At 60.0% G+C, this 13,388-nt stretch carries 14 protein-coding genes, 1 tRNA gene and 1 riboswitch; of the genes, 4 read left to right on the forward strand and 11 right to left on the reverse strand.

Annotated elements, in window-relative coordinates; translation table 11 throughout:
* The first annotated feature begins 40 nt into the window (after window positions 1-40).
* Genes J5274_RS14630 through J5274_RS14640 form a run of 3 tightly spaced genes read left to right on the forward strand, consistent with a single transcriptional unit; the run spans window position 41 to window position 1,156 of the window.
* The gene (locus J5274_RS14630) at window positions 41-373 is read left to right on the forward strand and encodes a hypothetical protein (protein WP_219274654.1); all 333 of its coding nucleotides are present in this window, start codon (window positions 41-43) and stop codon (window positions 371-373) included.
* A gap of 29 nt (window positions 374-402) precedes the next feature.
* The gene (locus J5274_RS14635; RefSeq protein ID WP_142823121.1) at window positions 403-666 is read left to right on the forward strand and encodes a hypothetical protein; all 264 of its coding nucleotides are present in this window, start codon (window positions 403-405) and stop codon (window positions 664-666) included.
* A gap of 1 nt (window position 667) precedes the next feature.
* The gene (locus J5274_RS14640; RefSeq protein WP_142823122.1) at window positions 668-1,156 is read left to right on the forward strand and encodes an NUDIX domain-containing protein; all 489 of its coding nucleotides are present in this window, start codon (window positions 668-670) and stop codon (window positions 1,154-1,156) included.
* Here J5274_RS14640 and xth read toward each other — a convergent pair.
* Window positions 1,140-1,910: an exodeoxyribonuclease III gene (xth, locus tag J5274_RS14645; protein ID WP_142823123.1), complete on the reverse strand. Its 771-nt coding sequence runs from the start codon at window positions 1,908-1,910 to the stop codon at window positions 1,140-1,142. The two genes, J5274_RS14640 and xth, sit on opposite strands and share 17 nt — an antisense overlap.
* 157 nt (window positions 1,911-2,067) lie before the next feature.
* Window positions 2,068-2,181, forward strand: a riboswitch (TPP riboswitch).
* On the opposite strand from xth, the gene J5274_RS14650 reads away from it, so the two are divergent.
* Window positions 2,176-2,784: a YkoF family thiamine/hydroxymethylpyrimidine-binding protein gene (locus J5274_RS14650; RefSeq protein ID WP_142829194.1), complete on the forward strand. Its 609-nt coding sequence runs from the start codon at window positions 2,176-2,178 to the stop codon at window positions 2,782-2,784. Its footprint overlaps the riboswitch before it by 6 nt.
* Window positions 2,785-2,805: 21 nt before the next feature.
* Here J5274_RS14650 and J5274_RS14655 read toward each other — a convergent pair whose 3' ends face one another.
* The 10 genes from J5274_RS14655 to J5274_RS14700 form a co-directional block, all read right to left on the reverse strand.
* Window positions 2,806-5,157: a bifunctional diguanylate cyclase/phosphodiesterase gene (locus J5274_RS14655; protein WP_142823125.1), complete on the reverse strand. Its 2,352-nt coding sequence runs from the start codon at window positions 5,155-5,157 to the stop codon at window positions 2,806-2,808.
* 6 nt (window positions 5,158-5,163) lie between these two features.
* Complete coding sequence (locus tag J5274_RS14660) at window positions 5,164-5,610, reverse strand: molybdopterin-dependent oxidoreductase (RefSeq protein WP_142823601.1); 447 nt, start codon at window positions 5,608-5,610, stop codon at window positions 5,164-5,166.
* 372 nt (window positions 5,611-5,982) lie between these two features.
* A complete protein-coding gene (locus tag J5274_RS14665) occupies window positions 5,983-6,216 on the reverse strand; it encodes a hypothetical protein (RefSeq protein WP_142823126.1) in 234 nt (77 codons plus the stop codon).
* Between the two features lie 229 nt (window positions 6,217-6,445).
* A tRNA-Lys gene (locus J5274_RS14670) sits at window positions 6,446-6,521 on the reverse strand.
* Between the two features lie 124 nt (window positions 6,522-6,645).
* A complete protein-coding gene (locus J5274_RS14675) occupies window positions 6,646-7,563 on the reverse strand; it encodes a PhzF family phenazine biosynthesis protein (protein ID WP_142823127.1) in 918 nt (305 codons plus the stop codon).
* 69 nt (window positions 7,564-7,632) lie between these two features.
* Window positions 7,633-8,373, reverse strand: coding sequence for an NUDIX hydrolase (locus J5274_RS14680; protein ID WP_142823128.1), 741 nt, complete (start codon window positions 8,371-8,373; stop codon window positions 7,633-7,635).
* An 89-nt stretch (window positions 8,374-8,462) separates the two neighbouring features.
* Window positions 8,463-9,458, reverse strand: a complete 996-nt coding sequence (locus tag J5274_RS14685; RefSeq protein ID WP_142823129.1) for an isopenicillin N synthase family oxygenase — start codon at window positions 9,456-9,458, stop codon at window positions 8,463-8,465.
* Between the two features lie 85 nt (window positions 9,459-9,543).
* The gene (locus tag J5274_RS14690) at window positions 9,544-10,578 is read right to left on the reverse strand and encodes an ABC transporter ATP-binding protein (RefSeq protein ID WP_142823130.1); all 1,035 of its coding nucleotides are present in this window, start codon (window positions 10,576-10,578) and stop codon (window positions 9,544-9,546) included.
* Window positions 10,566-12,260: an iron ABC transporter permease gene (locus J5274_RS14695; protein ID WP_142823131.1), complete on the reverse strand. Its 1,695-nt coding sequence runs from the start codon at window positions 12,258-12,260 to the stop codon at window positions 10,566-10,568. Before J5274_RS14695 ends, J5274_RS14690 begins: the two co-directional genes overlap by 13 nt.
* Before the next feature lie 34 nt (window positions 12,261-12,294).
* Window positions 12,295-13,272 (reverse strand): ABC transporter substrate-binding protein, encoded by a 978-nt coding sequence (locus J5274_RS14700; protein WP_219274655.1) that lies wholly within the window; start codon window positions 13,270-13,272, stop codon window positions 12,295-12,297.
* Window positions 13,273-13,388: the final 116 nt, after the last annotated feature.

Genomic DNA, 13,388 nt, shown 5'->3' on the forward strand with positions numbered 1-13,388 from the left:
GCCCGAATTTGTTTCTGAACATGACAATGAGAGGATCATCATGACCAACACCCTGCACAAGGCAGACGCGACCGGCAAGCTTGAGCTGGCCAACGAAACCGCGCCAGTTTCCTACAGCGTGACTGTCGCGACCGAAAAAGAGGATGGCAAGTTTGCTGTTACCCTGCTCGTCAAGGCACCCCGCGATTGGTTGCTAAAACGCGGATTCACATCGTCTGCGACCCTCGTCAGGCACGATGGAGACCAGGTCGAACTCCTTCATGATGGCGAACTCGACGTCGGGGAAGCTGTATCGGTCGAGTTATCCGCAGTCGACACCTCCTGCTCCGACGACAGCGAACTGCAGCGCAAGTATCCAGAATTGCGCGGCTGAAGCCGTGCCGAACGTAAGGACCCGCAGAAATGAGGCCAGCCGAGCGAGAGATCGTCTTCTCCAAGCGCGCACTTGCCGCAACGATAACAGGGATCGACAGCGATGACGGCGCCGACGACATGATTGTAGGCCTGTCACTGGGTGAGGCTATCCTGTTCGTCGCCGAAGAGGCAGGTATAGGCGCTTCCAACGCCCATGTTTCTTATGGCGAGAGCAGAACTCTCAGCTATACCGATTGTCTCAGTGTCTATCGAGATTTCGGGCTATCCCTCAAGGCTGACGCAAAGAGTTGAGATGGTGAAACGCAGTGCCGGCGTACTGATCTACCGCTTTGCCACACATGGGGCACCCGAAGTCCTGCTCGTCCATCCCGGCGGCCCCTTCTGGGCCCGCAAGGACGAAGGCGCCTGGTCGCTTCCAAAAGGCGGCATCGAACCGGACGAGGACGATCTCGCCGCTGCCCGCCGGGAGGTCCGCGAGGAGATCGGCACCAGCCTCGACGGTCCGTTCACGCTGCTCGGGGAAATCAGACAGCCTGGTGGCAAAGTCGTCGTCGCTTTTGCGGCCAATGCCGAGATCGATGCAGACGCGATTGTCAGCAATAGTTTCGAAATGCAATGGCCTCCGAAATCCGGCCAGATACAAAGTTTTCCGGAAGTCGACCGCGCCGGCTGGTTCGATCTCGATCAGGCGGAAATCAAGCTGCTGCGGGGGCAACGACCGTTTCTAGAGGCATTCAAGGCATTCATGGAGCGCCTTGACGTCCCTAGTCGTCGAGCGTGATCCACGCGGGAGCATGATCGCTGGCATGCGCCCAGCCGCGGACGTCCCCGTCGACCCCGGCGTCGGACAGCCGCTCGGCCAGCGAGGGACTGAGGAGGAAGTGATCTATGCGTAAACCGGCGTCGCGGGCATAGGCGTTGCGGAGATATTTCCAGAACGTATAGATCCGTTGATCGGGGTGCATCCGCCGGATCCCGTCCGTCCAGCCTTGATCGACGAGTTCCCGGAAAGCGTGGCGGACATCCGGATGAAATAGCGCATCGTCGATCCAGCGCTCCGGATTATAAACATCGAGTTCGGTCGGCATCACATTGAAATCGCCGGCTAGGACGACCGGGATTTCGAGTTCCAGAAGCTCTCGCGCGTAGTCTGCGAGGCGCTGGAACCAGGCTAGCTTGTATTCGAACTTCGGGCCCGGTTGCGGATTGCCGTTCGGAAGGTACAGGCAGCCGACCAGGACGCCGCCGATTGCCGCCTCGATATAACGGCTCTGTCCATTGTCATCACCGGGCAACCCGCGTCTGGTCTCCAGCGGCATAGCGTCCCGCGCCAGGATTGCCACGCCGTTCCAGCTTTTCTGGCCATGCCAGATCGCCCCGTAGCCCGCCCCCTCGATCTCGCGCGCCGGAAAGCGGATGTCTGGCGCTTTCAATTCCTGCAAACAGACGATGTCCGGATTGAATTCGTCGAGCCAGCGCAGCAGGTTTTCGAGCCGGCCATTCACGCCGTTTACATTGTAGGTCGCGATTTTCATCTGACAGCGTCCCTCCGCGTTGCAAGCCGCAACTCTCGCATCGCCAACGGGTCAGGCTGCAAAAGGATGCATGCGGCCTGCGATGACCTTGCAATTCCACTCCCTCGGTCGACCCGGGAAAAATCTGCTTTTATCTTTTCCGGTCCATGCTATCAGGGGGGATCGACAGGGGTGCTCCGTATTGCCGGGGCTGAGACCGAAGCGTGCATGCTTCCAAACCCTAAAAGCTGATCTGGATAATACCAGCGGAGCGAGGCGGGCTAAAATGTTTTCAGGCGCACAAATATCACTTTATCCGATGACCGACGATTTCGTCGGCGTCATCCACGGCGCGCTCGGCGCTCTGGACCCCTATCGTGACCAGATGCGGGTTTCGACCGACGATCTATCGACGCTGCTGGTCGGCTCGACGGACGTGCTTTTTCCAGCGATGCGCGACCTCTTCGTGGCGGCAGCCTCATCGGGCAAGCATTGCGTACTGCACGCCACGGTCTCGCGCGGCTGCCCCGGCGAACCCGACGATCCGATCTGCACGCCAAGCACCAGCATGGTCAGCACCCTTCCGCTCGAAGAACGCAAGCAGGCGGCTCTCGCAGCCGTTCGCAAAACGCCCCTGACGGGAGAGACTGTCTCCGCGCAATTCTCGCTCTACGTTCTCGGCATCGATCAGCACATGGACGAGATCTACGGCTGCATCGACTTCCTCAAGCACTCCGGCGTGTTCCACAGTTCGAAGAACTTCTGCACCAAGCTGCGCGGCGACGCCGGCGCCATCTTTGCGACGATCAACGAGGCCTTCTGCCGCTTTGGCCCGACCATGGGCCACGTCACGCTCGATATCACTGTATCCGCCCATAGCCCCTCGTCATCCTGACATCGACGGGGGACGCCTGCATTACTGTCGAGGATCGATGCCGAGGTCCCGCGCCGGTTTCGGTTTGGCGAATAGATAGCCCTGAACCTGCGTGCAGCCGATCTCCTGGAGGACGGCGAACTGCTCCTCGGTCTCCACGCCCTCCGCCGTCGTCGACATCCCCAGGGTCTGGGCAAGAGCGGTGATGAGCCGGACGACGGACAGTGATTCCGAATGCAGGGTCAACTCGCGGATGAACGACCGATCGATCTTGATCTTGTCGAAGGGGAAACTTCTGAGATTGGACAGCGACGAATAGCCGGTACCGAAATCATCCATAGCAATCGAGATGCCGAGTTTCTTGAGGGCCAGCAAGGTCGACGCCGTATGGGCGCCTGCATCGAGCAGGACGGATTCCGTGATTTCCAGCTCCAGCCGGCCTGCCTCGAGCCCGCTATCCGTCAGGGCCGCGACGACCGTCTGGATCAGGTTGTCGTTACGGAACTGGATCGGAGAAAGATTGACGGCGACCGTGATGTGGTCAGGCCAGCGCACGGCATCGGCGCAGGCCTGATTGAGCACCCACGCACCGAGCGCGCCGATCAGCCCAGTATCCTCGGCAATCGGGATGAAGTCCATTGGCGGGATTTGACCCATCCGGGGATGGTTCCACCGTAACAGCGCCTCATAGCCGGATACCTGACGCGTCGCGGTGTCCACGAGAGGCTGGTAGTAAACTTCCATCTCGCGCCGCTTGAGCGCTTTGCGCAGATCAACTTCCAGCGCCTTTCGCGCCAGCAGCCGCTCGTCCATGTCAGGACGGAAGACGCGCACGCGTCCCTTGCCTTCGGCCTTGGCCTCGTACATGGCCAGATCCGCGTATTTCAACAGTTCTTCCGGATCCGAGGAATGCTGGGGAAACTTTGCCACGCCAACGCTGGCGCCAATGGTCACCTCGTGATCGTCCAGCAGGTAAGGACGCGTCAGCTCTGCAACCAGCCGGATCGGCAGCTCAAGGCCCTCCTTCTCGCTGGCTTCCTCGCTCAAATCCTCGTTGGCTTTGAGAATATTGATGACAGCAAACTCATCGCCGCCGATGCGGGCGACGACATCTCGGGGGCCGACATGGGCGAGCAGGCGCTGCGATACCCGCTGCAGAAGCTCGTCTCCAACGTGGTGCCCCATCGTATCGTTGACATCCTTGAAGCCGTCGAGGTCAAGGAAACATACGGCCACCGCGTCGCCGTCGCGCTTTGCCTCCTTCAGCTTGCGCTCCAGCATCTCCATGAACAGCACCCTGTTCGCCAGATTGGTCAGCGCATCGTGATGGGCCATGTGGGCGATGCGTGCATCCAGCCGACGCCGCTCCGTGATGTCCTCGTAGGTAGCAAGCCAGCCGCCTTCCGGCAGCGGCTCGTGGGTCACCACGTAGGCCTTGCGATCGGAAGCCTCATGCATGAAGACGCCGCGTCGCGCTTCCTTGATCAGCGGAATCTGGAGGGCAAGAAGCTGTTCGAAGGTCGAAGAACCCGACCCGGACCCGGAGGTTTTGGCAATGCTGTCAATGGACGTACCGCTGGCGATGCCGCGCGGCCGCGCCGCCATTGTCGAGAAACGGTCGTTGCAGACGATCATGCGGCCGCCCTTGTCAAACATGCACAGCGCCTGCGTCATGTTGTTGAAGGCCGTCAGATAGCGGAAATTCTGCGCGTCGGTTTCCCGCGATGTGCGCTGCAGCTCTTCCGTTGCCCTGTTGAGTTTGTCGCGCGCGCGCGCAAGCAGCCGGTTGTGCTGGACAAGAAGGATGATCAGAGCGATGCCGCAGAGAATGAGGCCAGCGGTCAGGCCCGTATAGATCAGATGCAGCCGCTCCAGACCGGCCTCGTCTTCATCGATCTTCTTAGCACCGCTTTCGATTGCAGCTGAACCGAGCGCAATGACATCGGGCTCGATATCGGAGAGGATCTTCAGTGCCGGCTGGGGATCGAATGGCGCCGTATCGCTCGTCGGCATCGAACGGTCGATCGTATCAAGCGCCGTTTTCAGCTGTTCAATGGCCACCTTGTTGAAATTGTCGTTGCGGACAAAGTTTCGAAAGGTGGCATTTTCCAATACGCCGAGACGATTGAACATGATGTCCAGCCGAAGCCGCACATCTTTCAACGACACGCCGCTACCCGGGACCGAATAGGCCAGCAGCGTCTTTTCAAGCCGCAGCAATTCCGAAGACGTCTGGCTGACGCTCCAGGTCTCGTTATAGCCTGCGACCTGATGCAGGGCTTCCTGCCGCTCGATGATCACATAGGAGAGATAGGAAGAAGAAAGGACGAAAAAGCAGACCACCCCGGCGAGCACCCACTGGATCTTCCTGAACGCAACGGTGGTGCTTCGCAACGCCTGTTACTCCACGACGAGCTTGGCGAGTTGCCAGGCTGATCGGCCGTAATATGTCTGCGTCTGCAACTCGCTGTTGCTGTCGAACGGATAGACGATAAACAGCGGTCCCTTGTCGCGAACTGGCATATATTGACCGTCGCGCTTAATCGCCAGCATTGTGCCGTACTCGGCGAAATCGGAAATCGGGATGTTGATGGCGTAGTCGTTGAGTGCGACTGCGCGGACGCTTGTGCCTTTGGCGCCGACCATCTTCATCAGCTTGTCCATAGGCACGCCCTCGAACGTCACCACGCCCTCGTACCAGGGCGTCTTGGTCGACATCTTTTCCATGCCGAGGGCCTCCAGCATAGGCAGGTCGAACTGCGCAGTCCCCGCAACATTGGTGTTTGTGATGTCACCCGAAATCACCAGGATCGGCGCAGACTTCGGCGCAGCAAGAGATTGCGCCATTGAGGCCGATGACACCGCAAGACCGACGGCGACTGCGATAACCGCCCAAAATAACTGTCGCAAGAAAAGCTCCGATTCGAATAATTTTAAAATATGTGCGCTTGAAAATTCTTAATCCGGTAACCCCGAAAGGTCAGTTATCACCCGATCAATCATTTGCAACTGCTCTTGCTGCCGGGCAATCTCCCAAAGCCGGTCTTGGCCAGGCAGATCACTATCTACAGCGCGCCTGACGTGCAGGCTGGCATTTTGATCCCGGCTCAATTGCACTGAAAAGTTCTGTATTCTGCCGGCGCAACCCTTCAGCGAGCACTTTTGTTCCAGACTTTTGAAAAAGACCTGGCTTGGACAACATTAAGGGCTTGGACAGCACTAAGGGCGATCGACCTGGTGGATGGCAGAGACCTTGATCCGCCATCCGTCGAGTTCGAATGTCCCGTCCCGGCTTGTGACCGCACGGACAATATCCGCATCGGTAATTTTCGCCTTTTTCGGGGCCGTCTTGCCAACGATGGCCCGCAGGCGTGGCAGGGTGAGTACGCCATTATGCAGCGCAATGCCCCTGTAATGAACAGAAGCGTGAAAAAGCGTGGAAGCCTCGATCATCATCACCTCCCTGATCGACCATCGGCGATCCTCCTCGCAGGTCCCGATACCCATAACTTAGTAACATGACGCATTCGGCACAATGGTGGGGTTATCGGATGACGCGTTAAGCGCGAAATTCCTTAACGAATTTTATAGAATTCGCGGAAAGGTCCAGACGGGAACGTGCGTACCAAGACCGTAGGTATCCTCGAAGAATACCTACAAAAAATTGATTTTAAAGAGAATTTGGTGGGTGATGTAGGGCTCGAACCTACGACCCGCTGATTAAGAGTCAGCTGCTCTACCAACTGAGCTAATCACCCGCACCGCTTGTTCTTCCGGTGTGAGGGCGATATAAATAGGATCGCTTTCATTGTCCAGCCGATTGACGAATTTTCTTTGCCGAATTGTCAAAAAAAACCGGATAAGTCAGAAAATCCTTTAAAATCAAAGATCCAGCGTTCCGGACGCGATACGAACAGCTTGTCCGCCGATACGCGCATTGGAGATTTCGCCATTGGTGACATCGATGTGAAGATGGATGAGCGACGGCCTGCCCATCTCAACGCCCTGCTCGACGATGATCGGATGATGGCCATCCGGCAACCGGTCGAAGTGGTGGATGGCGCCGGATAGCGCAGCGACTGCGGACCCCGTTGCCGGATCCTCGACGATACCCATGCCGGCGGCAAACATCCGCGCATGGAACTTTGCGGTGTGGTTGACCGCGCCTCGGCAGTAGAGGTAGGCCGAGGCCAATGCCCCGTCGACGAAGGGCACAGTCTTCTCCCAGAGCTGCGGATCGAACTCCACACGCCCGGCGGTGCCGATGTCGCGCACGGGAATGAGCAGAAACGGCACGCCCGCCGACCACAGCGACACGACGTGATTCTCGAAGGCGAGTTCGCTCGGCTGCAATCCCAGGGCATTGGCTATACCGAGCCTGTCGAGCGGCAGGGTGATCTGCTGCGATTTGCGCGGCAGGTCGAATTCGGCAAAGCTCGCCTGTCGCTGGCGGAGGCGAACGGCGCAGCGCACCGGTCCGACCTTCTCCTCGAGCACGCACACCAGATCGAGTTCGCCGCCATTTCCGGCATGATTGCGCTCGGCAAGAGCTATAGCGGTGCCGACGGTCGGATGGCCGGCAAACGGCAGTTCACGCCCGGGCGTGAATATCCGCAAGCTGGCGCTGTGGGCAGGATTGGTCGACGAGCAGACGAAGACAGTCTCCGAAAGGTTCATCTCTCTCGCGATCGACAGCATTTCCGCGTCGCCGAGCCCGTCCCCGTCGAAGATCACGGCCAGCGGATTGCCGGCCAGTTTGCGATCGGTGAACACATCGTAGATGCCGTAACTGCGAGCCAAATCAGCCTCCTGAAATCTTCGACGACGGGCAACCTGCCCGACCGCGCTGCCAAGTGCAAGGCGACTGGCTCAAGCCTGCCGATTGAAATACCAGTCGAGGATGGTCACCATACTCCCGTGGTAGGGCTGAGCCTTCGGATCGGCCGAACGAATGACCACAGCGCCGGCAATTTCCTGCTCCTCGTCGTCAATCATGTGCCGCTCGATTGCCGCCACCAATTCTTCCGCCGTCTGCGAAAAACGGAAAATGCGAAACAGCGTGACGGTGCTGTTCTGGTGGACCCCGTAATATCCGCCATCGGCCGTCGCAAGGTCCAGATCGAGCCCGGTTTCCTCCCCTACCTCGCGACGCATATTGGAGGCTATGTCGCAGAAACCGTCGACGATATCGTGTTCGTCTAGCGAGCCGGCAGCAAAATACACCTGGCCGGGATTGGCGGTATGCGCGCCCATCCTGATTGCCACCAGCGCCCCATCGGAGCTTGCTATGACGGGATAGCCGAACAGATGAAAGCCGCCGCTGCGATCCGCCTGCTTGCGCCACCACATGAAGGACGAGAACGGCACCACGTGCCCCTCGCCGCGAATTCCGGCAGAGGTGATCTCCAGACGTCGCTGGAACACCATCCGGCCGTCGAACAGCGTCGGGTTGGCGGCAATCTCCGCTGCCCAGTTGGCCGTGATGGCATCGGCATTGGCAAGATGGACCGGATGGTCGCCGGCCAGCACCCGCAGTTCTACGGCAGGAACCGCAAAAACAGTCTTCTCAGGCGGCCATCCGGCGGTTTCTTCGATGCGTGTCGTGTTCATTATAAATTCCAGTGTCATGAGGTCGGAAAGTCGAGATGCGTGCTGCCTGTGCAAGCCACCGCATCAATGGCATCTCGATATCGGGAAATTTAGCCGGCCTTTCCTGTGACGGTCGATTTGAACTTGCCCATGAGGTAGGGGCCGGAAAGGACAGGGGCATATTTCGGGCTATCGCCTGGCGCCACGCACGATGGCAAGCAGGAGATTTCCGAAAACCAGTTCGGCTGGTGAAAGAAGGCCAATGACTGGCGACGCTGTAGCCCACCCTCCTCCGCAGACGGATTGACCACCCTGTGCATAGTCGAGACCCAGCGGTCGTTTGTCCACAGCGCCATAAGATCGCCTATGTTGATGACAAATGCACCGGGTACTGGCGGCACCGGTGTCCAGCTGCCGTCCGGTGCGATGATCTCAAGGCCTTTGGACCCCGGCTGCGGGAGCAGGATCGTCAGGCTGCCATAGTCCGTATGCGCACCCGCACGCAGTTGCCCCGGTTTGGGAGACACTGCCTGTTCCGGATAATTGAGAGCTCTGAGGGCGCTGATGGGAGCGTCGATATGGGCATCGAAAAAATGTTCGTCGAGCTGCAGTGCCGTCGCGAACACCCGCATGATCCGCGCAGCCAGGTCTTCCATTGCGGTATAGTAGTTCTTCCAGGCCTCGGTGAAACCCTGCGGCGCAGATGGCCAGATCGTCGCCGCATAGCAAAAGCTAAGCGCCTCCGTATCCGTCATACCCGGCGGTACGGCCAGCGGCCCGCCATTGAAACTCTCTTTCAGATCAGGCGGTGTCTCGACGTTACGCGATTTCGCCAGCGCTTCCGTGCCGGGCCCGAGATAACCGTAGGGGTAGCCAGGATAAGGGGCACTGGCCTGCTGTTTCTCTGCCGCGGGCAAGTCGAAGAAGGCCTTTGTCGTAGCCCAGATGTCCTGAATAATGCCGTCGCTGATGCCGTGGTTGGCGATTGCCAGGAAGCCTGTCGAGCGGCAGATATCATCGACGACATTGCCAAGCCTTCGCTTATCGGAAGCCCCTGCAGCCTCATAGGCGCCGAGATCGAAGATTGGAAAAGCTGTGCTCTGCATGGCGACTCCTTTTGAACGACACTCGACTGAAACACAGCTGGCAGAGGGCGACAACCACCTCATGAGGGAGATCGCCATTCAGTGGCTACAGCCTCCAGCCGGCGCGGATGACGACCGGTATTCGGTCGCCCGGTGATACCGAATGGCGGGTGTAGGCACGCAGGACCTGGCCATCGGGCAGAGCCAGCCGCACGGCATAGCGCTCGCCCTCGTAAAGCACCGCCTCCACGCTGCATTCGATCCCTTCGGCATCGGCGATGACGTCCTCCGGACGCACCAGAATATCGATAAATGCGCCACCACTGCTCGACGAACCCGCTATCAGAGGCGCCAGCGCCCTCCAGTCGAGGGCTCGCCCGACCGTCTCGGGCGATAGCGGCAGCGAAAGAATGCTGCCTTGGCCAATCAGGCTGCCCACCAGCTTGCCCTCGGGACGGGCATAGATATCGGCGGGTTCGGCAACTTGCAGCAAACGGCCTTCGGACATGACGGCAACATCCGTTGCCAGCGCCATCGCCTCACTCTGGTCGTGCGTCACATAGACCATCGTGGCACCGGAGCGCTGGTGAAACTCGCGGAACGTTTCCTCCATCTCTTTCTTCAGATGCCGGTCCAGATTGGCGAGTGGCTCGTCGAGCAGCACCACGTCGGGCGATGTCACCAGGCAGCGCGCCAGCGCCACCCGCTGTCGCTGGCCGCCGGAGAGGTCGGCCGGCCGACGCTCGGCATAATCACCAAGCCGCACGGTGCGCAGCGCCTCCATCACCCTGTCGCGATAGTCCGAACCGGAAATGCCACGGACCTTGAGCGGATAGCCGACATTATCGGCGACGTTCATGTGCGGCCACAGCGCATAGGACTGGAATACCATCGCCATATTGCGTTTTTCCGGCGGGAGCGCGGATGTCGCATTGGCAAGCAAACGGTCGCCGAGATGGATCGAACCTCCCGTCGGCTGCTCGAAACCGGCAATCATCCGCAGCACCGTCGTCTTGCCGCAACCGGATGGCCCGAGAAGCGCGAGGAACCCACCCTCGCGCACGGTCAGCGAAAGTCCTTCGACGGCGGCGCGACCCGTTCCGAAATCCTTGCTGAGCGTATCGAGGATCAGCTGCGCCACGGCACCACTCCCTTCGGCAGCCGATTGGCCAGAAGCTCCAGAAGCAGCATCAGGAGAACCACCATCGCAACGACCAGCACGGACATCGCAGATGCGAGGTCGGAGCTGCCGCTGTCGTCGAGATTGTAGATCACCACGCCAAGCGTCTGCGTGCCCGCCGACCAGAGCAGCGCCGACACCGTCAACTCGTTGCAGGCAATGAGAAATACGAGGATGACAGAGGCACCGGCGGCCGGCGCTATCAGCGGCACGATGATATCGACCAGGCGGCGCCGGAAGCCTGCCCCCGAGAGCCGCGCCGCTTCTTCCAGCGCCGGATCAAGCTGCAGGAACGCGCTCATCACCGGTTTGAGGCTGACTGAAAAATAGGCCGAGAAGTAGGCAAGCAGGACGATCCAGATCGTGCCGTAGAGCGTGACATGGATGAGCGGCAGGGGCGCTGCAAACAGCAGGATGAAGCAGACAGCGATGATGATCCCCGGCAGCGAATAGGGAATGTCGATCAGCCCCGCCAGCAGCCGGCTGGCAAGGTCCCGCCGCTTCGTCAGCACGTAGGCGGCAAGCACCGTCAGCACCAGCAGGCCGAGCGCTGTGGCGCCAGCGAGAAACAGCGAATTGCCAAAAGCGACCCGTGTCACCGACTGGTGAAACAGGATTTCCTCGAAGGCATGCAACGATGCCGTCTTCAACGAAAGCGGCACGCCGTAGGCAGGCACCAGCGCGCCGGCGACAAGCGCAAGGAATGGCGCCACCAGCATGATGAAGACCAGCCCCCAGAGCAGCGGTCCGGCGGCAAGTTTCCAGCGTCCAAGCGCAAAGGCAGCTGACGCACCGGAGAGACCGATGACGCGGTAATCCCGCCCTCGCAGCGCCCGGTTCTGCAACGCAAGCCCGGCAATCGAAATGACCGCGATGATCGACGACAGCACGGCGACATCCCCGAATGTGCGCGGGCCAAAGGCGGAGAACTTGGTGAAGATCAACGTCGACAGCGTGAAGATCGAGGCGGGAATGCCGAGGATCGCCGGAATGCCGAAATTGCCGATGGACGAGACGAAGGCGATCGCAGCACCGGCAACGATGCCCGGCATCGATAGCGGAAGGATGACATCGCGAAAAACCCGGAAGCCACCCGCGCCGGAAAGCCGGGCAGCCTCGACGCCATCGCGCGGCAACGCCATCAGGCCGGCCCGCAGAGCGAGATAGACCAGCGGCGCGTGCTGCACACCGTAGAGCAACGCGATACCCCCGATCGAATAGAGCGGCTGTGGCGACCCCAGCGGCGGCGCGATGTGGAGTGCTTTGAGCAGCGGGCTGGAGGGGCCGCTCATCTGCACCCAGGCGAGCGCCGTGACCTGCGGCGGGATCATCATCGGTAGCACGAAGAGGAAACTGAGAATGCCCTTTCCGGGGAGATCGGTGAGACTGAGCAGGAAGGCAAACAGGCAGCCGATGGCCACGGAAATGACAGTGCCGATCACCGCAGTCTCGACCGTGTACCAGGTGGATTGCCAAAGGCCGGGATCGGAGACGAGATCATAGGCGCCGCCGTGCAGCAACGCTGCGATGCCGGCAACGGCGAGCCGCACCAGTGGCGGGGCCGAGAGGATCAGAACGGCAAGGACGACAAGGGGAAACAGCCAGGCTGGCTGGCCGTTTCCCCGGCGAAGATAGTCTGTCATGCGTGGTCCAGGTTGATCGACAGGGTCTTTTAACTCACTTCGAACCGTAGAACGAGGAGAAGGTCTTCAGATCCTGATCGGTATTCTTGACAGCCGCAGCAGCATCCAGCGGCAGCACCTTGATCGTGCTGCGCGCCGGAAAGCCCTCTGGCATGGCAACGCCGTTGCGCGCCGGTATATAGCCGAGCTTGACGAAGCCAGCCTGCCCCTTCTCGGACAGCACGTAGTCGACGAACGCCTTGGCCGCCTCTGCATGCTTGGCGGTCGACAGTATCGCAACCGGTTCGGTGACGGCGGATACGCCTTCGGTCGGGAAGACGAAGGCGAGCGGTGCGCCCTTGGCCTTTTCGCGGATCGGCATGTAGTCGACGATCATGCCATAGGCCTTCTCGCCTGAAGCCACCGACTTCAGCACCTGGCCATTGCCGCCGGATGCTATCGCGCCATTGGCAGCGAGGCTCTTGTAGAATTCCCAGCCGAGGCTCGGCACGCCCGCAAGCGTCTGCGCATGGATGAGCGCCGCACCTGATGTCAGCGGGCTCGGCATGACCACGAGGCCCTTGGCTTCCGGCTTTGTCAAATCCTGCCAGCTGGTCGGCTTCATGGCGGCGGCGGTGTTGTAGACGATGCCGGTCGTGATCAGCTTGGTCGAATAATAGTAACCACCGGCGTCATAGAGCGACGCATCGTAGTTCACCGCTTCCGGCGACTTGTAGGCCATCAGCTTGCCGGCTTCCTTCAGCCGCTCGAGCGTGACCGTGTGGGCAATCAGCAGCACGTCGGCAACGGGATTGCCGGCGGCCATCTCGGCCTGAAGCTTGGCCATGATCTTCGGTGTGCCATCACGCACCCAGTCGACCTTGATCGATGGGTTGGCGGCCATGAAGCCATCGACGGTCGCCTGTGCATCTTCGTTCGGCTGACTGGTGTAGAGCACGAGGTCGGCAGCGGAGGCCGGCAATCCGGCGAGGCTCGCGACAAACAGCGCGGCGGCGGTAGCGATCGTCTTCATGGCTCGGTCCTCATTGGTTTGCACTTCCCATAGGGACGGCGTTTTACAGATGTGTGACAGGCCGGCGTGCAATCAACTGCATTTTGCAACGGTCGCGTGCTCAACCGATAGGAACT

Source organism: Rhizobium sp. L51/94, from assembly GCF_019355555.1.
Lineage (GTDB): Bacteria > Pseudomonadota > Alphaproteobacteria > Rhizobiales > Rhizobiaceae > Rhizobium > Rhizobium rhododendri.